The sequence below is a fragment of the Paraburkholderia caffeinilytica genome (assembly GCF_003368325.1).
Taxonomy (GTDB): Bacteria; Pseudomonadota; Gammaproteobacteria; order Burkholderiales; family Burkholderiaceae; genus Paraburkholderia; species Paraburkholderia caffeinilytica.
In genome coordinates, this window is the sequence record NZ_CP031466.1 from 1,234,983 (window position 1) to 1,254,080 (window position 19,098).

The 19,098-nt window shown below is 63.5% G+C and carries 21 protein-coding genes; 9 read left to right on the forward strand and 12 right to left on the reverse strand.

Annotated features, from left to right (window positions below; all coding sequences use genetic code 11):
• Positions 1-259: 259 nt before the first annotated feature.
• The gene (locus DSC91_RS05590) at positions 260-1,498 is read right to left on the reverse strand and encodes a cyanate transporter (protein WP_229758231.1); all 1,239 of its coding nucleotides are present in this window, start codon (positions 1,496-1,498) and stop codon (positions 260-262) included.
• Positions 1,499-1,759: 261 nt separating this feature from the next.
• On the opposite strand from DSC91_RS05590, the gene DSC91_RS05595 reads away from it, so the two are divergent.
• Positions 1,760-2,512 (forward strand): GntR family transcriptional regulator, encoded by a 753-nt coding sequence (locus DSC91_RS05595; protein ID WP_175171830.1) that lies wholly within the window; start codon positions 1,760-1,762, stop codon positions 2,510-2,512.
• Between the two features lie 211 nt (positions 2,513-2,723).
• On the opposite strand, the gene infA is transcribed toward DSC91_RS05595, so the two are convergent.
• The 3 genes from infA to DSC91_RS05610 form a co-directional block, all read right to left on the reverse strand.
• Entirely contained in the window at positions 2,724-3,005 is a 282-nt protein-coding gene (gene infA, locus DSC91_RS05600) for a translation initiation factor IF-1 (RefSeq protein WP_115777211.1), read from the reverse strand.
• Positions 3,006-3,133: 128 nt separating this feature from the next.
• Complete coding sequence (locus DSC91_RS05605; RefSeq protein ID WP_115777212.1) at positions 3,134-3,415, reverse strand: hypothetical protein; 282 nt, start codon at positions 3,413-3,415, stop codon at positions 3,134-3,136.
• A 583-nt stretch (positions 3,416-3,998) separates the two neighbouring features.
• Entirely contained in the window at positions 3,999-4,217 is a 219-nt protein-coding gene (locus tag DSC91_RS05610; protein WP_028194708.1) for a hypothetical protein, read from the reverse strand.
• A 349-nt stretch (positions 4,218-4,566) separates the two neighbouring features.
• On the opposite strand from DSC91_RS05610, the gene DSC91_RS05615 reads away from it, so the two are divergent.
• A complete protein-coding gene (locus tag DSC91_RS05615) occupies positions 4,567-5,211 on the forward strand; it encodes a helix-turn-helix transcriptional regulator (protein ID WP_115777213.1) in 645 nt (214 codons plus the stop codon).
• A gap of 84 nt (positions 5,212-5,295) precedes the next feature.
• Here DSC91_RS05615 and DSC91_RS05620 read toward each other — a convergent pair whose 3' ends face one another.
• Positions 5,296-5,700 carry an OsmC family protein gene (locus DSC91_RS05620; RefSeq protein ID WP_115779706.1) on the reverse strand — a complete coding sequence of 135 codons (405 nt, stop codon included), beginning with the start codon at positions 5,698-5,700 and terminating at the stop codon, positions 5,296-5,298.
• Positions 5,701-5,748: 48 nt separating this feature from the next.
• Here DSC91_RS05620 and DSC91_RS05625 point away from each other — a divergent pair, with 48 nt between their 5' ends.
• Both DSC91_RS05625 and DSC91_RS05630 read left to right on the forward strand, forming a co-directional pair.
• Positions 5,749-5,943 (forward strand): DUF1653 domain-containing protein, encoded by a 195-nt coding sequence (locus DSC91_RS05625; protein ID WP_115777214.1) that lies wholly within the window; start codon positions 5,749-5,751, stop codon positions 5,941-5,943.
• An 86-nt stretch (positions 5,944-6,029) separates the two neighbouring features.
• Positions 6,030-6,224 carry a YqaE/Pmp3 family membrane protein gene (locus DSC91_RS05630; protein WP_115777215.1) on the forward strand — a complete coding sequence of 65 codons (195 nt, stop codon included), beginning with the start codon at positions 6,030-6,032 and terminating at the stop codon, positions 6,222-6,224.
• A 143-nt stretch (positions 6,225-6,367) separates the two neighbouring features.
• Here the strand turns inward: DSC91_RS05630 and DSC91_RS05635 are convergent, their stop codons facing one another.
• Both DSC91_RS05635 and DSC91_RS05640 read right to left on the reverse strand, forming a co-directional pair.
• Complete coding sequence (locus DSC91_RS05635; protein ID WP_115777216.1) at positions 6,368-6,676, reverse strand: 2Fe-2S iron-sulfur cluster-binding protein; 309 nt, start codon at positions 6,674-6,676, stop codon at positions 6,368-6,370.
• 172 nt (positions 6,677-6,848) lie between these two features.
• Positions 6,849-8,864, reverse strand: coding sequence for a sigma-54-dependent Fis family transcriptional regulator (locus tag DSC91_RS05640; protein ID WP_175171833.1), 2,016 nt, complete (start codon positions 8,862-8,864; stop codon positions 6,849-6,851).
• A 419-nt stretch (positions 8,865-9,283) separates the two neighbouring features.
• On the opposite strand from DSC91_RS05640, the gene DSC91_RS05645 reads away from it, so the two are divergent.
• Positions 9,284-9,574, forward strand: coding sequence for a DUF1488 family protein (locus DSC91_RS05645; protein WP_007177602.1), 291 nt, complete (start codon positions 9,284-9,286; stop codon positions 9,572-9,574).
• Positions 9,575-10,002: 428 nt separating this feature from the next.
• Here the strand turns inward: DSC91_RS05645 and DSC91_RS05650 are convergent, their stop codons facing one another.
• Positions 10,003-11,304: an NCS2 family permease gene (locus DSC91_RS05650; protein ID WP_115777218.1), complete on the reverse strand. Its 1,302-nt coding sequence runs from the start codon at positions 11,302-11,304 to the stop codon at positions 10,003-10,005.
• A 487-nt stretch (positions 11,305-11,791) separates the two neighbouring features.
• On the opposite strand from DSC91_RS05650, the gene DSC91_RS05655 reads away from it, so the two are divergent.
• The 3 genes from DSC91_RS05655 to DSC91_RS38170 are packed head-to-tail and all read left to right on the forward strand — an operon-like array spanning position 11,792 to position 13,293.
• Positions 11,792-12,337, forward strand: a complete 546-nt coding sequence (locus DSC91_RS05655; protein ID WP_115777219.1) for a PAAR domain-containing protein — start codon at positions 11,792-11,794, stop codon at positions 12,335-12,337.
• A 3-nt stretch (positions 12,338-12,340) separates the two neighbouring features.
• The gene (locus tag DSC91_RS05660; protein WP_115777220.1) at positions 12,341-12,973 is read left to right on the forward strand and encodes a type VI secretion system amidase effector protein Tae4; all 633 of its coding nucleotides are present in this window, start codon (positions 12,341-12,343) and stop codon (positions 12,971-12,973) included.
• Positions 12,970-13,293: a hypothetical protein gene (locus DSC91_RS38170; protein ID WP_229758230.1), complete on the forward strand. Its 324-nt coding sequence runs from the start codon at positions 12,970-12,972 to the stop codon at positions 13,291-13,293. The genes DSC91_RS05660 and DSC91_RS38170 overlap by 4 nt, the downstream gene beginning before the upstream one ends.
• 251 nt (positions 13,294-13,544) lie before the next feature.
• Here the strand turns inward: DSC91_RS38170 and DSC91_RS05670 are convergent, their stop codons facing one another.
• The 4 genes from DSC91_RS05670 to DSC91_RS05685 all read right to left on the reverse strand — a co-directional run bounded on the left by DSC91_RS05670 (position 13,545) and on the right by DSC91_RS05685 (position 17,620).
• Positions 13,545-13,802 (reverse strand): DUF4148 domain-containing protein, encoded by a 258-nt coding sequence (locus tag DSC91_RS05670; protein ID WP_115777222.1) that lies wholly within the window; start codon positions 13,800-13,802, stop codon positions 13,545-13,547.
• Between the two features lie 140 nt (positions 13,803-13,942).
• Positions 13,943-14,716: a slipin family protein gene (locus DSC91_RS05675; protein WP_115777223.1), complete on the reverse strand. Its 774-nt coding sequence runs from the start codon at positions 14,714-14,716 to the stop codon at positions 13,943-13,945.
• Complete coding sequence (locus DSC91_RS05680) at positions 14,713-16,482, reverse strand: NfeD family protein (protein WP_115777224.1); 1,770 nt, start codon at positions 16,480-16,482, stop codon at positions 14,713-14,715. Before DSC91_RS05680 ends, DSC91_RS05675 begins: the two co-directional genes overlap by 4 nt.
• 82 nt (positions 16,483-16,564) lie before the next feature.
• Positions 16,565-17,620 carry an AraC family transcriptional regulator gene (locus DSC91_RS05685; protein WP_115779707.1) on the reverse strand — a complete coding sequence of 352 codons (1,056 nt, stop codon included), beginning with the start codon at positions 17,618-17,620 and terminating at the stop codon, positions 16,565-16,567.
• A gap of 290 nt (positions 17,621-17,910) precedes the next feature.
• Here DSC91_RS05685 and DSC91_RS05690 point away from each other — a divergent pair, with 290 nt between their 5' ends.
• Positions 17,911-19,044 carry an acyl-CoA dehydrogenase family protein gene (locus tag DSC91_RS05690; RefSeq protein ID WP_115777225.1) on the forward strand — a complete coding sequence of 378 codons (1,134 nt, stop codon included), beginning with the start codon at positions 17,911-17,913 and terminating at the stop codon, positions 19,042-19,044.
• The last annotated feature ends 54 nt before the right edge of the window (positions 19,045-19,098 follow it).

Sequence of the window (19,098 nt, forward strand, 5' to 3'; positions counted from 1 at the left end):
ATTTGTTGTGGTTGCGCTCGTTGAATGGCGTGAGCAGGATAATAAATAGCTTGATCGATATAAGCTATCGGGCTTTTCTATTTGTTCGTCGGATAGTTTGCCGAGCGTGTAGGACCGCTGGCGCGGGATAGTCGCGGGGTCGTGCAAATCGGGTAAATCGCGTAAGTCGGGCAGGCTAACGGATCGACTCAGGTTGTCTGACCGAGAGCGGGACTACGCCTCGCCAGACAAAGAAGCGGGAGGAAAGAAGCGCCCCAGATCAATACCATCTCCCGTAGCTCCGGGGCGAAAACAAACCGCTGACGGCAATCATGAGAGCCGCGCTGACCGCCAGCATGACCCAGACGGCCCAGAACCCGCCGCTCCAGCCCCGAACGATCGCTGCCAGAACGGGCGTGACGGCGGCCACAATAAATCCGACGCCCTGAGTAAACGCGACCAGTTTGCCCGCGACGCGATGATCGGCCGAATGATCCATGGCCGTGACGAGCGTCAGCGAGAACGTCCCGCCAAGTCCCGCGCCGGCAACGCCGACCCAGACCAGCGGCGCCGCATCGGGCCACAGGATCAACCCGAGCAACCCGGCGAATTGAGCCGACAACCCTATAACCAGCCACGGCCGTCGATCCCGGAACGCCGCTGCGGCCAGCGGAAGCAACAAAGCCGACGCAGCCTGAAACACCGTCATGCCGGCAAGCAGCGAACCGCTATCCGCGACACTCACGCCACGCTGCTGGTAGAACGCCGGCAACCACGCGATGAGCGTCGTATATCCGCCGTTGACGATGCCGAAGTACAACCCAAGCGTCCACGCGCGCCGCTTGCGCCACAGCGGGCGAGACATCGCGTCTGCCGGAGCGGACTGCGCCTCGGCGCCATGCGACGACCGGCGGTTCAACCCCAGCCAGCACAGCAACGCGGCGACAGCGGGAGTAGCCCAGACAGCAAGCCCCGCATGCCACGATCCCGTGGCGGCGCTCACCCACGGACTCAAGCGCGCCCCGAGGCCGCCGCCGCCCATGATCGATGCCGAAAAAACGCCCATCGCCAGCGGCACGTGCGCCGGGAAGCGCTGCTTCATGACGGCGGGCAGCAGCGCCTGGATCGCGGCGACACCGGCGCCCGCGAGTGCCGCCGTTGCAAGGAGCACGGCGCCGCCGGTGGCCGTCCAGCGTGTGCCGCAGGCAAGCGCGATGGCCAGCAAACCGAGCGCAACGCCGCGCGTTTCACCGATCGAGCGGTTTAGCGCATCGGCGCCGAATGCGCCGATGCCCATCGCGACGACCGGCAGGCTGGTCAGCAACGACGCGCCGTAAAAGCTCAACCCCGTTGCGTCGCGGATCGTCGTCATCAACGGGCTGATCGACGTCAGCAACGGACGCAGATTGACGCCGATCAAGACGATCGCGCACAACCATAACGTGTCCCGCCACGTGAGCGCTTGGGATGCGTCGTTGGCATGGGTTTGGGGCGAGCTGGCGCTGGAGTGCGAATTCACGATGGACCTGGATGCGTGAGTGGGCGGCGCCTTGCGAGCGGGAAGAGGAGGCTGCACAACCGGCGGCGGCAAGACGGGCAACGCGCCTCGGGCAGGGTGGAAAAAGATCGCCCGAGGCCATTTTTGGTCAACCATAATAACTTAAAATGGTTAACCATTTTTCTGATGTCCGGTATAAGTCCGAGCGCCGGCGGATGGCGTCCGTCATCCCGCGTCGCTACAATGCCGGGCGATATCGCTCCGTTTTCCGTCACTGAATTCATGGCCTCCCGCTCCTCGCGTTCCTCGCATACGCCGTCCACCGGCGCCGACTTGTCCGTCCGCAGCGCGTCCGGCGACGACGCGATCAGCGTCGACGAGCGTATTTACGCGTCGATCACCGCGGCGTTATTGCAAGGCCGCTTGCGCCCGGGCGCGCAACTGGTCGAGCGCGATCTCGCTGCCGCGTTCGGTTGCACGCGCGGCGCGTTGCGCAAGGTGCTCGCGCGGCTTGGCTTCGAGGGCAAGCTGGTGCTCGCGGCGAATCGCGGCGCGTTTGTGCCGTCGCCATCGGAAGAGGACATTCGTCAGGTGTATCGCGCCCGGCAGATTGTCGAGGCGGGCATCGTCGCGGCTTTATGCGGGAGTTTGAGTGCGGCTCACAAGCGACGCCTGCGCGCTCACGTGCGCAGCGAAGAGAAGGCCTCACGCGCCGGCGCGGTCGAGGAATCCGTGCGGCTTGCGGGTCAGTTTCACGTGTTGTTGACGGAGCTGGCGGGCGGTACGGAATTGCTTGGCCTGGTCGGGCAACTCGTCGCGAAAACGGAGTTGTACAAGGCGTTATTCGACCCGTCGAAGGGTTCGACCTGCTCCGCGGACGAGCACATGGAGATCATCGAGGCGCTCGACGCGGGAGACCTGCATGCGGCCCTCGCGGCAATGCGCGAACACCTGTCGGAGTTGGAGGAGCGGGTCGTCGAGCAGGTGCGCAAAAGCGCCGCCGGAGAGAGTCTTGGAGCGGTGTTCGGAGGGTAAAAGAGGAGGGGTAACGCGTGCGACGCCGCGGCGCGCCGCTCAGGCTCGAATCAGCGAGTCAGGCCGGAGTGGGGCGCGCGAAAGGCTTCGGGAACAACGGCAGCAATCAGTAGCAATCAGCGGCACACAGGCCGAGCACGAGCCGCGCACGAGCCACACGCAAGGGCCACGCAACAACCGCTAACGAGCGGTCAGCGTGCCGTCATCAGCCTTAGCGGCGACGGAATTGCGTGTTGCGTGCGCCGGCCGCGCCACCGCCGCCGCCCGCGCGTTCGTCTTTGTGACGGAAGTTGATCCGGCCTTTGGTCAGATCGTAAACCGACAGTTCCAGCGTCACGCGGTCGCCCGCGAGAATACGGATATGGTTCTTGCGCATGCGTCCGGACGCGTAGGCGCCAACCACGACGCCGTTGTCGAGCGTCACGCGGTAACGACTATCCGGAAGTACTTCGTCGACGATACCGTCAAGTTCAAGCAGTTCTTCTTTCGCCATGCATAACTCCTGGTCGATGGGATAAGTGGGTGTTGGCCGGGCATGAGCCCGGTGCAACATCTGATACGGTTGACAGTTGGCTTTCAGGCCAGCTGCTGCGGCACCAGCGGATTCGCTGATAGTACCGCTCAAAGATCGGCGACGGACTGGCCGTCTACGCGGCCGTCGATCAGCTGCTCGGCATGAGCCATGCACGCAATGCGCGCCTTGCCCGTGCCGTCGAACGGAAACAGGTACTGCAGACGGAACACACGCCCGTCGGCCGCCGGATTGGCGCCCACGCGGCAGATGCGCACCGACGCGTCGTAGCCCGCGCCCGGATCACGGCTCGTCTGACCGTCCGCCGGGCGGCGCGGATAGACGAGCGGGTGAATTTCGTAACCCTTGTACGTCTTGACAACTGAATTCATGAAACACGTGTCCTGTATTACGTGGCCCCCGTGTCACGCGTGTTACGCGCGCCACAACGGACCCGGCAGCGCAGCACCCAAGGGCGCGCCGCCATGGAAAAAGGTTGGCACAGGCCCGATGGCGAGGGCATGAGCGCGGCCGCGCAAAATCGCGGATTCGATGGAGAAGAAACACGCTGATGTCGCGCAGACACCGGGCGCGTAAATGAACCACTCAGCTGCACAACTCGCGGCGGCGAATGCAGGCGGCGCATTGCCGGAGTGACGGGATCGCTGACAGGCAGCGGTCGAACAGTCGGGGGTGGTGCGGGGACGCCAATTGATACTGTGCTTGATACTTGCCGCTTGTATTACCGCGCGTATGGCTGCTTTTTAAGGCTGGCCGTGCGGATGCGGAATACAGCTATTCCAATATGATGCACTAAATGGGTCTAATTGGATAGCAAAAAGTTCCGCGTGCGGACAAACCGCCCAGCCGGCGGGGCTTTGGGCAAGAAAGGGCTGCCGCGAACGGCGCGCCCTGGTGACGACCGGCGCGCCGTGTATGGGGCCGGACCGCCAGGGAGAGGAGGGCGGGTGAGCTTCAGCGGGTGGTTTCGGCGACCCGCTTTTGCAGCTCGCGTGAAGCGGCGAGCGGAATACGCGCATCATCCCAGCCGGCCAGCCATTCGACTTCCTTCGAGGTAAAAATCTGCCCGTGATTGCGCAGCGTGTATTGCAGCGAATCGATGATGTGATTGCGGATGATTTCCGGCGTGCCTTCGTCATCGAGCACGGCGCGAAACGCTTCGAGCGTGGCCATCTGTTGCTCCGTGAGATAGATGGCTCTTTTATCGCACGAAAAAAAATGGCTCGCCAAGCGAACAAAAATCGTCGCGTGCGGATGCAACAACCGGAATCCCCGGGCAACAGGTTGTCGAGCGCCTGTCAAGGCCTGGCGTGTGATGCGGCCCCGCAATAAAACAGGCGCCGCGGTGTCTCCATGCGGTCACGGTCGTCGCCGGCGATTGGGGTCGTTACAATGGCGAGTTGCAGCGCCTGGCCGCCCGGCATCGCTGGGTTTGCATTGCCTGCCGGCCATAACCTCGGCGTCCCTTTTGGCTCATTGAGACGAAAGCGGTGCCGCATTTCTGGAACACTGCGATTTCTCGATGCGCAAGACGACCGTCTCTCCTGTGAAAGACCTGCTGCTGGACCGCTACGCACCCATTGCCGACGGCATCGCGGCGCTGTTCTATCCGTGTGCCGAAGTCGTGATTCACGACCTGCGCGATCAGACCATCGCGTATCTCGTGAACAACCTGTCGAAGCTCGAGGTCGGTGGCCCTTCGGTGCTCGACGAAGTCCACTACGCGGCGCGCGGCCGGACGATCGGACCGTACGAGAAGCTCAACTGGGACGGCCGCCGCATGCGTTGCGTGAGCAACATCCTGTTCGACGACGAGGGTAAGCCGGCCGGCATGCTGTGCGTCAACTTCAACATCGCTGTGTTCGAAGATGTGCGCGCCACGCTCGATCTGTTCATCAAAGGCGGCAATCTGACGGACGCGCCCGCGGAGGAACTGTTCCGCGACGACTGGCAGGACCGCATCAACACGTTCCTGCACACCTGGCTGCGCGAGCGGCAAATCGGCATCAATGCGCTCACGCGCGAACACAAGCGGGAGATCGTCGAGGCGCTGCACGCGCAGGGCGCGTTTCGCGGCCGCAGTTCGGCGAACTACGTGGCCGCCGTGCTGACGATGGGGCGCGCCACCGTCTATAAGATTCTGAAGCAGATGAAAGAGGGCGGCTGAGGGTTCTCGACACGCAGTGGGATGGCACTGCCTCTGCCGGCCGCGAGCCGCTCTCCATGCCGACGTAACGAGACACAGCGACTATCACCGCTCCATTGTCGTGTCGATCCGTGTGCCCCGTTTGACGAACAGGGTGACGGGTGTCTTCTCGCAGATTTCGGCAAGGCGGGTCCGCTGGCTGTCGTCGAGGGGACCATCGACGGATACGGTGCGCCGAATGTACTGACCGCCGTCGCGCTCGACGTGCAATTCCGTGCCGACTTTGATCCGGCCGCCCGGCCATGCTTTCCTCTGCATGTACATTCTGAGCGTGGCGGCGGTGCATGCCGCGAGACCCGAGAGCACGAATTCGAAGGGAGCCGGGCCGCTGTCCTGCCCCCCTTCGCGAGGCCCTTCATCGCCGAGCAGGCTGTGGGTGCCCGCATCGACTTTGAGGAGATAGTTGGGTGAGTCTGCGTCCGAGATGGCGGTTGCGATGGCGAGCGTCATCATTGTCCTCACTGGTAAGATTCCGTTGACCCGAACAGGAGTAGCTGCATGGTGCGTTATCGACACTACAAAGGCGGTATTTACGAGCTGGTTTGCGAGGCCACGCTGGAGTCCGATCCGACGATCACGATGATCGTCTACAAAGCCGGCAATGGTACGATCTGGACGCGTCCGGCTTCGGTGTTTTTCGAGCTGGTCGAAATCGACGGCACCAGGGTGCCGCGCTTCGCACCGATCAACTAGTCTGCCTCGTTCAGGCAATCGTCATCACGATTGTGCTCGAAGAACGTGTGCGGCGAGGCCAATATAAACACACACAGGAAATCTGAATGCGTCTTTTGCTTGCCCTCATTCTGCCGTGGTTCCAGTTCTTCACGATCGGCCGGCCGTTTGCCGGCATCATCTGTCTGATCCTGCAGATCACGCTGATCGGCTGGATTCCGGCCGCGATCTGGTCGGTATATGCGTTGAGCCAGTACAACACCGACAAGAAAATCGCCCGGGCGATGGGCAACGGGCGGTAAGGCCGAATGCGGCGTACGTCGTGCGCCGCGCCGGCTGGCGGCGAAGGGCATGCGAGAGGGCTGCCTCCCGCTTCCCGCTTTCGCCGGACTCAGGCGGCCTGGGTGGGGCGCCGATGGCCGGCCGGCCGCGCATATCGCCTGGATTAGCGCTGCTGTAATTCAATAGCGTCCGGCGCTTCGATCACCGCATCGGTTTCCGCGATCGCCACACACGGCAGGATGTAGCCTTCCGCTTTTTCTTCCCGGCTCAGACCCGGCCACTCGATCGTGTAGCGCACGCGTCCCGCCGTCATTTTGCATAGACATGTGCGGCAGGTGCCGTTGCGGCACGAACGCGGCAGACGCAGATTCGCAAAGCCGGCGGCTTCGAGGATCGTGAGCGAATCGGGCGCTTCGAAGCTTTGGCCGAGCGGCTCGACGCGAACGAGAGGCGGGCGGATAGAGTCGGACATCGTGTGAATCGGTGACGGATTGCGCCACACTTTACACGCAGCGCAGAGTGCCTACAGCACACACGTTCCTGGCGCACGCTTTGCACGCTTAACGTCGCACACCTCGCTTCCCACGAGGCCCGGGAGCACCAGGTCCCACGAACACCGAACACCAGGCTCTCGCGTCGCCGTTTCAATGAGTCGTGTTGCTCCGCCGCAGATATCGATACACCGTATTTCGCGCAAGCCCCAACTCGCGCGCCGCAGCCGATACATTGCCGTCGAGTCGCGCGAGCGTTTGCGCGATCAGCGTGGCCTGCCAATCTTCCATCCGCGCGGGCGACGCATTCACGGGTGCACCCGGCTTCTCGCGTCCGTCGCCGCCATTGCCGTCGCCACCGCCATTGCCGTTGCCGTTGCTCGACAGCGCCACGGGCGTCTGGATGCCGGCGTCGGCCGGCGCCCCCCCGCAGTCCTGCAGAAAATCATCCGGCAAATCCTCGAGTTCGATCTGCTCCGCGCCTTCGGCCATGATGCTTGCGGTGCGCAGCACGTTGGCCAATTGCCGCAGATTGCCGGGCCAGCGGCATTGCGCAAACCGCTCCAGCACCTCATCGGAGACGCGGCGCGGCAACCGCTCGCCATCCGGCTGCAATGCCAGCATGCGCTCGACGAGCGCCGCCAGATCGCTGCGCTCGCGCAACGCCGGCAAGGTGACGACAAGGCCGTTGATCCGGTAATACAGGTCTTCGCGGAAAGTGCCGGCCTCGATCATCGCGCGCAGATTGCGGTGGGTCGCGCAGACGATGCGCAGATCGACCGGAATCGCCCGTGTGCCGCCAAGCGGCACGACGGTGCGCTCCTGCAGCACGCGCATCAGCCGCACTTGCTGGGCGAGCGGCATATCGCCGATTTCGTCGAGAAACAGCGTACCGCCGTCGGCCTGCACGATCTTGCCGACGCTGCCGCGTTTCTTGGCGCCGGTGAACGCGCCGTCTTCGTAACCGAACAACTCTGCCTCGATCAGCGTATCGGGCAGCGATGCGCAATTCAGCGCGACGAAGGGTGCGGCCCGCCGTGGCGAATCGTGATGGATCGCGCGGGCGAGCCACTCCTTGCCGGTGCCGGTTTTGCCGAGTACGAGAATGGGAATATCGCGTCCGCGCAGCTTGGCGACTCTCCGCAGGATCGCCGAGACCGTTGCATCGCCGGTATCGAGCGTTTCGAGTGTGGCGAGCGGCGCCGTTTCGCAGGGCTGAGCCGCGGCACGCGCGCTGCTGGACGCGGCAGCACGCGCTGTGTCAGGAAAGCCCTCTGCCGAAGCAACATAACGCGGCGCCGCAAATTCGCCGCGCGCGACCACGCGCACGCCGCTCGGCAGCGTCAGTTCGATATTTTCGCCTGGCGCGCGCGCGATCTGCTGCAGCACTCTGGCGAGGGCGACGCCGAACAGCGCGTCGAACGGCTGCCGTAGCAGCTCGGCGAGCGGCTGCCCGAATTGAAACAGCGCGCTGCGATTCGCGGACAGGAACGTGCCGTCCGGCGCGAACGCGGCGAGCCCTTCATACAGCGTGCCGATGAATTCCGCGCGCGCATGAAAGTGAATGCGAATGGCGTCGACGAATTGATTGGAGAACAGATGATTTTCGATCATCTGCGCCGACATCCGCACGAGCGCGAGTGTGTGCTTGTGGAAGCCGCGCGTGTCGCCGCTGACGTCGAGCGCGCCGATGGTGCGCCCGAACGGATCCGCGATGGGCGCGCACGAACAGGTGAGAATCCGGTTCGCGTGCAGGAAGTGTTCGCCGGCGTGCACGACGGTCGGCTGGCCGTCGATCAGGGCGGTGCCGATCGCGTTCGTGCCGCGATCCGCTTCGGCCCATGACACGCCCGGGCACAACGCGACGCGATTGGCTTTTTCGACAAAGTCGCTGTCACCGAGACTGTGGAGGATCACGCCGTGGCTGTCGGTGAGCAGCACCATGCTTTGCGTGTCGACGATCTGCGCGTGCAGCGTCTCCATGACGGGGAGCGCGTGCGTATAGAGCGACTGATTGCGATCGACGAGCTCACGCAGCGCGAGCCGGCGCAGCGGATGGAAGTCCGGCGTTTCCGATGCGCGCAGGCCGACTTCGAGCGAGCGGGCATGAGCTTGCGCGATGACATCGGGTCGGCCCATGGCGGGCGGCGTGGCAGGACGATGGCTCAAAGCATGTCTCCGGTTATCGGATCCGGCGGGTGCGTTGCCCGCGGTTGCGTTCCGCAGTGCAACATACGCGACTGCGGCCGAACACCGATATTACAGGACGAAGCGCGGCCCAGGCGCAAGCCGCGCGGCAGGAAAAAACCGGGTCGCGCAATGGAGAATCATCTGCTCAAAACACCCGGTCAGGCACCAGAATTCGAGCAAACGAAAAGGAAAACTTGCACCGCGCCCGAACTCGTCTACAGTAAATCCAATCACCTCCACAGGGCGCGAAGTACGGCGCCCTCGCAATCGTGGGGTGACGGACCCGCGCCACCGGCATTCGACAAGGAGGAAAAAGCGCTGCAGGTGCGACCAGACTCAACCAGCGTGCGCAGTACCAATCGACCCATGCGCAGCACCCAACCTCTCAGGTGACTCCCATGCAGATCCTATTCCCGAACGAAACTCCTGAATATTCAGGTCGCGAACTTACCTTGGCGTTCCCGGCGATGGTTGATGGGCAAAGGGTGGAGTGCATGATCACCGCTGAAGCGCTGGAAGATCACTTCGGTGCCGCATCGCCGCGTCTGGAGGACATGGTCGGCGCATTCGACACGCACCGGGCCCGCATCGAAGCGGCCACGCGCCGTTTGCTATCGGAAACGCGGGCGCAATGTCTGGTGCTGAGGAGCGGCTACGTGCGCTTCTATGAAGCGAACTGGCGCAACTGAGCGAATCGGCGCCTGGCGGGAACCCGCCCGAAAACAGGCCCGGCAGCAAGCTCAAAGGTAGGCCCACTGAGCGGGCAGAGCAGAAAAGCAGAACCAGCCGCGCAAGAGCAACACGAGACGCAAACCCAGGCGCGGCGTCCGCACTTCAACGGATCCTCAGACGGATAGTCCACTGGCCGCGGCCCTTCGCGCCGCCCAGGTCCGCACTCGCGCGGCTGTAAAAATGATTGTTGAACCAGGCGGCATCGTGGTCAGACACCGCGACGATGCCGCAGTGTTTTCAGTCAGGCTGCGACGCGTTGCGCGGTGTGGCATCGTGCAGCGCCAAGCCAAGCCAAGCCAAGCCAAGCCAAGCCAAGCCAAGCCAAGCCAAGCCAAGCCAAGCCAAGCCGTGTCCCGTGCCTTCGCCTTAGGCGTGGCCGGCGCGCTCATTCGCTGCCGAGGTAGAAATAGCGGAACAGGAAAATCGCAGCGATGATCCACACCACCAGTTTCACTTTGCGCGCCTGGCCAGTCAGTAGTTTCAGGCCGGCATACGAGATGAAACCGAACGCGACGCCGTTGGCGATCGAGTAGGTGAATGGCATCAGCAGCGCGGTCAATGCGGCCGGCACGACTTCGGTGGCGTCGTCCCACGGCAGATCGAGCATTTCGCGCAGCATCAGGCACGAGACGTACAGCAGGGCCGGCGCCGTCGCGTAGCCTGGCACCACGCCCGCCAGCGGCGCGAAAAACAGTGCCGCAAGGAACAGCACGGCGACGGTGAGCGCCGTCACCCCCGTGCGGCCGCCGGCTTGCACGCCCGAGGCGCTCTCGATATACGCGGTGGTCGACGAGGTGCCCAGCATCGAGCCGGCCAGAATCGCCGTGCTGTCGGCGAGCAGAGCGCGGTTCAGTCGGAACATCTTGCCTTCGACCAGCAGCCCGGCGCGATTGGCCACGCCCATCAGCGTGCCGGTCGCGTCGAACAGTTCGACGAGGAAAAACACCAGGATCACGTTCAGCACGCCGCCCGAGAGCGCGCCGCGAATGTCGAGCTGGAACAGCGTCGGAGCAATCGACGGCGGCGCGGAGACGATGCCGTGGAACTGATTGCCGCCGAAGAAAAAGCTCAGCACCGTCACGCCGACAATGCCGATCAGGATCGCGCCGCGCACCCGCAGATAGTCGAGTGTGACGATCGCAAAGAAGCCGATCACCGCGAGAATCACATGCGGGTTATGCAGATCGCCGAGCGTGACGAGCGTGGCCGGATTGCCGACCACGACACCGGCCGATTTCAGCGAAATGATCGCGAGAAAGAGGCCAATGCCGCCGGTGATGGCAATGCGGATGGAATGCGGAATCCCGTTGACGATCACCTCCCGCACCCGAAACAGCGTGACGATCAGGAACAGGCAGCCGGAGACGAACACCGCGCCGAGCGCCGCTTGCCACGTGAAGCCCATGCCCTTCACGACCGTGTACGCGAAGTACGCATTCAGGCCCATGCCGGGCGCGAGCGCGATCGGGTAGTTGGCGTAGAGACCCATGATCAGCGAGGCCAGCGCGGCCACGATGCAGGTCGCGACGAACACCGCGTCCTTCGGCATGCCGGCGTCGCCGAGAATCGCCGGGTTGACGAAGATGATGTAGGCCATTGTCAGGAAGGTGGTCAGCCCGGCGAGCACTTCGGTGCGCAGGTTGGTGCCGGCGGCGTCGAAGCCGAAGTATCGTTTTATGGAGTCCATGAGGCGGGTCTCTCGTTGTTCAAAAAGCGTTTCTTGTGGTTGATACGGGCAATGCGTGGCGATCAGCGGGCGACCGTGCCGTCCGGCACGCCACCGATGCGCCACGTGGCCCACGCCTACGGGCGGATTGTAATCACGATTGGCGGCGCCGGACCGGTTTGCGCGACTGCGGCCTTGCCGAAGGGGCGAGATGATACCTTGCCAGCGCGCGCGGCGGCGCGGCAAGCGAATTTACGACGTTGTGGCCGGAGACGGTGGGCTTGCGGGGGCACGGGGACAGGCGGAGCCTGGTGGGACGGCGTGAATTGCGAAGATTCGGACGGAAGCCAGCCGTGAAAAAACGTCGTCTTCTTCTAGAAGGCTCCATGGAGGCTGCAGCGGCATGCAAGCGCGACACATGTCAGGGATAGTCGGGCCGCCATCTCGAATATTGTGCAAATCACTTTCGTTGGTTAGAAAGGTAATTTGACTAACGGAGGCGTTTGACGTGAAACGTTACTTCATTGTGCTGGGCGATCAAACGACGGCGGGTGGTGTAGTGGTCCAGCCCGAAGAGTCCTGTCGGAATCATGGAAAACCGTTGTCATATCACGGAGCGCAGATATACTGCCACGCGTGCAAGACCACGGGCTACATCTGCAATGTGCCGCCCTACCGGACGATGCTCCTCATGGGCAATCAGGCAGCACTAGAAAACGACATTTGCATCTGCGAATGCAGCCCGGCGCCCCGGCTGATTGCTTCGCAGAACAACGCCTCGATGTTCTTTGAGTCCGACGAACTCGCGGCAATGGGCTTTCGGCCAGATGGCAGTCCCATGCCAAAGGAATCTGGCGCGTTCGATGAGCAGATCAGGGCGATCGGACATGGCGCATCGGAAGGCTATCCCTATTTCATCGAGACAGCGGACGGCCGAATGTTTTCGGGTCGCCTTGACCGCAACGGCCAATTGCCGCGCGTCTACACCGACCTCCAGGACAACTACAACGTGTGTTGGGGCGACGAAGCCCTTGTAATGCAGGATGGTGCCTGACGTATGCCGAACAAGAAAACCGTCGTCCGGACTAACTCGACGCCCAATTCGATCAAGGAGGTACCGCTGAAGGCCGTGACGTTCCAGGAGCTCTGGAGCGCTTACCCGTCAAGCGATCCTTACGACGATCCCAACGGCAACTACACGAACCAATGCGCGATTCGCTTGAGCGTGACATTCCATCGCGTGGGTAGCGAAATGAAGTCATTCTCGCAGAAGCTCGTCCACCCAATGCCCGGTAAGTCCAGCTTGGGTCGAATCCTGATCGATGAAAAACCGACCGCGACGAGAGCATACGAGCTGGCTGAATGGCTGCAACTGAGGCCGTTTGCCGGCGTCCCAGCAGCCGAAGACGTAACTGGCCCGGACTGGCAAGGCAAGGTGAAAGGCCGGACTGGCATTATTTTCTTCTATGGCTACTGGCGACAGGATGGGGATTCGGGACCCGAGCTAACGGGCGGGCACATTGACCTCTGGAACAAAGACACGCTTACACCTTCGGCGGAGTCGTTTCTGCGGTTTCGGATCGGAATGCCGGAAATTCCCAACCCCTTGTCTTGGTTGAGCGGGCGAAGAGACAACATATACTCGAACCTCTCAGACTCTAGGCAAATCCTGTTTTGGGAGGTCAGGTGAGACGTTTCCTGGTCGCCTTATCGGGCTTCCTCTGGGGATTACTATTGACGTGGCTTTCCCTTTACACACTCAGCCATCTCGATTGGCCGGCAGCACACGCAAAAGCTTCCGGCTGCTCTGACATGGAGCATTGCAGCCCGCGCGTCGTCGTGATTTCGGCACTTTTAGGGACGCTGTCCACGCCGGCGCTGAGCTTCGCGATCCTCAATGCGGTAGCGTATAGGCGCTGGTCGACGCGAAAATGGACCATCAGTTTCGGGGTTGGAAGCATTCTTGTGGTTTTGTTCTATCTTGCGGGCTTCGCCATGCCTCGCTTTTAGGGGGCTTATGAGTTATCGGCGTCTGCTCCCGGACCTCCGGTAACCGGAAGTCGGCGCGGCTCATGAAAACCTGCAATTCTTTTGCAACCTACCAAACTAATGGCGAGCAGCGATTATCTGGCCGCCGACCCGCATTTATCGCGCGCGGCTTCAGGATGGGTAGAGCATCCAGGGCCGGCGTCGTCAGCGACCCTTGCAGTCGGCTGCGACCCGGCCTGCCGCTTCAAGGCCCGGATGAGACCTGAGACCGACTACTGCGTCATGCGCCCACCCATCTGCTGCGCCCGCCGCGCGGCGACGATGCGGCCCGCGCGCTGCGCGTTGTCCGGATAGTCGATCCAGTCGAGCGGATCGTAGCCGGCCGCGCGCCAGTCGGCCAGATCGGCCTTGACCTGGGCACGCGTCAGCGGTGCCGCCGGGTCGTAGGCACGCGAAGTCTGCGCGAACGCACTGCTCATACTCACGGCGGCCAACAGCGCGCCGAGTCCAACCAGAGAAACGATTTTCATGATCGGCTCCTAAGGAGCGGTTAAAAGCGACCCCACAATCTTAATTTTGATGGGCATTCCGAGTAAGTCGATTAAAGGCAATGCACCATTTCACCCCGCGATCCAAAGCGGGCCAAAGTGAAGCGGCGCGCCCCCCCGGTTCAGGAGGCCGACGGCTTGCTGAAGCGATCCAGCACGGCGCTCAACAGATCGATCGGCAACGGAAAAACGATCGTCGAATTCTTGTCGGCGGCGATCGTCGTGAGAGTTTGCAGATAACGCAACTGCATGGCCTGCGGCTGTCTCGCCAACGTCTGCGCCGCCTCCAGCAGATGCTGCGAGGCCTGCAATTCGCCTTCCGCATGAATCACCTTGGCACGCCGCTCGCGTTCGGCTTCAGCCTGGCGGGCGATGGCGCGGATCATCGTTTCGTTGATGTCCACATGCTTGATCTCGACGATCGCCACCTTGATGCCCCACGCGTCGGTCTGTGCGTCGAGCACCTTCTGGATGTCGGCGTTGAGTTGCTCGCGATCCGCCAGCAATTCATCGAGTTCGTGCTTGCCGAGCACCGCGCGCAGCGTGGTTTGCGATAGCTGGCTGGTCGCCTCGAAATAGCGCGCCACCTGAATGACGGCCTTCTCCGGATCGACGACGCGGAAATACACGACGGCGTTGACCTTCACCGACACGTTGTCGCGCGTGATCACGTCTTGCGGCGGCACGTCGAACACGACGGTGCGCAAATCGATGCGCACCACCTGTTGCACGATCGGAATGATCAACACGAGGCCCGGCCCCTTGACCTTCCAGAAGCGCCCGAGCATGAACACCACGCCGCGTTCGTACTCGCGAAAAATCCGTATCGATGAAGCAATCAGCGCGGCCGCCAGCAGAATCAGAATGCTGCTGAAGCCGAATGTGAAACCGATCATGAGCGTTCTCCTTGTTGTTCTGCTTCCGCGGGCACCACGGTCAGCGTCAGTCCGCGCCGCGCCGTGACGCGCACCGCGTGACCGGCCGCGACCGGGGCCGTGCTGGACACCCGCCAGCGTTCACCATGCACCTGCGCCCAGCCGGCCAGCGTGCCGCCCGCCGCCGCGTCCCCAGGCGGCAGGCCGCCATCCGGTGACAGACCGCCGTCGAGCACGACGCCGAGACTGCCGATCAGCCCTTCCGCGCCCGTCACCACGGGCCGGCGGCGTGCCCGCAGGGCGAGCCTCGACACCCCGAACACGAACGCGACGCTGAACACGGCCACGGCCGCGATCAGGGGCAGCGGAATGCCGTAGCCGGGTACGTCGGTATCGATCAGCATCAGCGAGCCGATGACGAACGCGACTATGCCGCCGAAGCCGAGCGAGCCGAAGGTCGGCAGAAACGCCTCGCCGATCAGGAATGCGATGCCGAGAAAGATCAGGCCGAGTCCGACGTAATTGACCGGCAGCATCTGCATCGCGAAGAGTCCCATCAGCAGACTGATGGCGCCGACCACGCCAGGCAGCACGAAGCCCGGATTGGCGAATTCGAAGAAGAGGCCATACATGCCGATCATCAACAGCACCAGCGCGACGTTCGGATCGGTGATCACCGCGAGGAACTGGCTGCGCCAGTCGGCCTCGAGGGTGACGACGGGGGCGTTGGCGGTGCTGAGCTTGACGTCGCCACGGCTTGTGCCGATCGTGCGGCCGTTCACCTGGCGCAACAGGTCGGGAATGTCGCGCGCATTCAGATCGACTACGTGCTGCGCGAGCGCTTCGCTGGCCGACAGGCTGACGGCTTCGCGCACGGCGCGCTCGGCCCAGTCGGCGTTGCGTCCGCGCATTTGCGCGAGGCCGCGGATGTAGGCGGCCGCGTCGTGGACCTGCTTGCGCAGTTCGGTGGATTGGGTGTCGAGCGGCAGGGCGCCGCTGGCGGAGTTGCCGGCGTTCGCGGGGGGCGTTGAACTGGCCGAGTTGGCGGCGTTTGCGGCAGCTGCGGCGTTAGCCGAGTTAGCCGAGTTAGCCGAATTAGCCGAATTAGCCGAATTAGCCGAATTAGCCGAATTAGCCGAATTAGCCGCGTTACCTGGGTTACCCGGGTTCGCGGAATCCGCCGACGCCGGCATGCCAGGCCCGTTCTTCGGCGCACCGGAGCCGGATCCCGCGCCCGTGCCGGGCAAGCCAGGCATGCCGCCGCCGCCCGCGGGCGGTTCCGCGCCGCCGATGCCCATCTGAATCGGTGTCGCCGCGCCGAGATTGGTGCCCGGCGCCATCGCCGCAATATGGCTGGCGTAGACGATATAGGTGCCGGCGCTCGCCGCTCGCGCGCCGCTCGGGGCGATAAAGGTCGCGACCGGCACCGGCGAGCCGAGGATCGCCTTGATGATCTGCCGCATCGAGGTATCCAGTCCGCCGGGCGTGTCGAGTTGCAGCACGGCGAGTTGCGCGTGCTCGTCGTCGGCGCGCTGCAGGCTGCGCACGATGAAGTCGGCGCTTGCCGGACTGATCGCGCCGTTCACCGGGATCACGACAACGCTATTCGGCGCCATGGCGGCCTCGGCGACCCCAACTCGCGGTGCGCTTTCGCACAATGCGAATCCAAATGCCAAAAGTACGCCGAGCGCGGTCATGCCGCGCATCAACCGGCCCACGACTCCGCCACGGATAAGCGCAAAGCGCGGACCAGACTGCCGGAACGGGAGGCGCGGATACGTGCTCATCGCTGACGGCTGCCGCGCCGTGCCGACGGGTATCGACCGGCGCGGGCCGATACCCCAAAAAGGCTGGCCTGCTTCTTACAGCTTAGTCCGATTCCGTGCGGTGCGTGAAATCCGCACGCGCCGGCCGGTAATCGGTCGGCCGCATGCCGGTCCACTTGCGAAACGCGCGATGAAACGCGCTCGGCTCGGCAAAACCCACGGCGGCGGCGATGTCCGCGATCGTGCGATCGGTGTCCTGCAGTTCGCCGATTGCGATATCGCGCCGCAAGTCGTCCTTGATCGACTGATACGTATAGCCTTCCTGTTTCAAACGCCGCCGCATGGTGGCCTCCGCGACGTGCAGGCGCAGCGCCATCTGGTCGGCGGCCGGCCATCCTGACATCGGCAGCGCGCGCAGCATCTTGCGCACGCGTGCGGCAAGCGAGCCGGGATTGCGGTACTTGACGATGAAGCTGCCGGGCGCATCGCGCAGGAACGGCTTGACCGACTTGGTGGTCTGGATCACCGGCAGGTCGAGAAATGCCGGCGACAGATCGACGTACGAGCCGGCCTGGTCGAACATCATGTCGTCGCAGAACATCAGACGGTATTCATGGGCGGCAGGCGGCTCGGCGCAGCGAAAGCGCGCCTCGAGCAACGGAATGCGCCGCCCGACCAGCCAGCACAGCAGGCCGTAGACGACGATGAAGTAGGTCGCATAAGCGAACATGGCGGGCGGCCTCGCGCCCTCGCGTTCGACAAACCGCAACCGCACACGCTGCGCATCCGTTTCGATCTGCGCGCCAAGGTCGTCCAGCACGAGCCGCATGAAGCCGACCGCCCGCGCAAGCGCTTGCGCGCCATTGCGCGCGCTTAGCGTGGATTGGGTCATCGCGATGAAGCTGCCGCTTTTCATACGGTGCGAGTCCTGCCCGAAGAACTCGTCGTCCAGCGCGCGGGCGATGCCGGCCCACAGCGCGCCGTACTGCGCCGACGAGACCCGGCTTTTCGGCGACGCCAGCATCGGCGCCGCGATGCCGGCGGCTTCGGCGAGCGGCAGCGCTTCGAAACCGCGCGCTCGCGCCAGCGCCAGCGCTTCTTCGACGAGACTGACGGAAATCGTGCCCTTGTCGTTCTTTGCGTTTTTGGGGTTTTTCATGGTCATCTGGCAAACGCGCTCAGCATTTTCCTTGTGGCGATTCGCTAAGCCCTTGAAAATGCGGCCTGAATCGGGTTTGCGCAATACCGGTATGGCAAATGCGCTCAACCAGAATGATCGGGCTGAGCATCGAACCTGTCCAGCAGCTTCCTTACACTGGGCCTGAACCCATCGCGGGAACGCCTTGGCCGGCGATGCCACGGCGAGGCCGGCCACCGCCCGCGATGAGTCGCGGGCAACAAGGCAGCACCTCGCCGCCGCGGCTCGACGCACATGACAGGACCGAACCCATGGACAGCTTCTACACCGACGAACAGCGGATGATCCGCGACGCCGCCCGCGACTTCGCCACCGAGCGCCTCGCGCCGCACGCCGGGCAGTGGGACCGCGACGCGGCACTGCCGGCGGAAGTCGTGACGCAAATGGGCGAGCTGGGTTTTCTCGGCATGATCGTGCCGTCCGAGTGGGGAGGTTCCTATACGGACTACGTAGCTTATGCGCTCGCCCTCGAAGAGATCGCCGCGGGCTGCGCCGCCTGCGCCACGCTGATGAGCGTGCACAACTCGGTCGGCTGCGGGCCGATCCTGAACTTCGGCACGGACGCGCAAAAAGACCGCTATCTGCACGACCTCGCCACCGGACGCCGCCTCGGCGCGTTCTGCCTGACCGAGCCGCAAGCCGGCTCCGAGGCGAACAATCTGCGCACCCGCGCGGTGCTGCGCGACGGCAAATGGATTCTCAACGGCAACAAGCAGTTCGTGACCAATGGGGCGCGCGCGAACCTCGCGATCGTGTTCGCCGTCACCGATCCCGACCGCGGCAAGCGCGGCCTGTCCGCCTTCATCGTGCCGACCGATACGCCGGGCTTCAACGTGGGCAAGCCCGAGCACAAGCTCGGCATCCGCGCCTCGGACACCTGCCCGATCTCGTTCGACGATTGCGCGGTGCCCGAAGCCAATCTGCTCGGCGAACCGGGTGAGGGCCTGCGCATCGCGTTGTCGAATCTCGAGGGCGGGCGCATCGGCATTGCGGCGCAGGCGGTCGGCATCGCGCGGGCCGCGTTCGATGCCGCACGCCGCTATGCGAACGAACGCATCCAGTTCGGCAAGGCGCTGAAGGACCACCAGACCATCGCCAACATGCTCGCCGACATGGCGACCCGCCTGAACGCCGCGCGTCTGCTCGTGCATCACGCGGCGCGGCTGCGCACGGCGGGCAAGCCGTGTTTGTCCGAGGCGTCGCAGGCCAAGCTGTTTGCATCGGAACTCGCCGAGGAAATCTGTTCGAATGCGATCCAGATTCATGGCGGCTACGGTTATCTGGAGGACTATGCGGTGGAGCGCCACTATCGCGACGCCCGCATCACACAGATTTACGAAGGAACCAGCGAAGTGCAGCGGATGGTTATCGCGCGGCATGTTTAAACGCAAGTTAGACGGCGTTTGAGCGCAAAATAGCCTGCCGGCAGCGCAAATGCA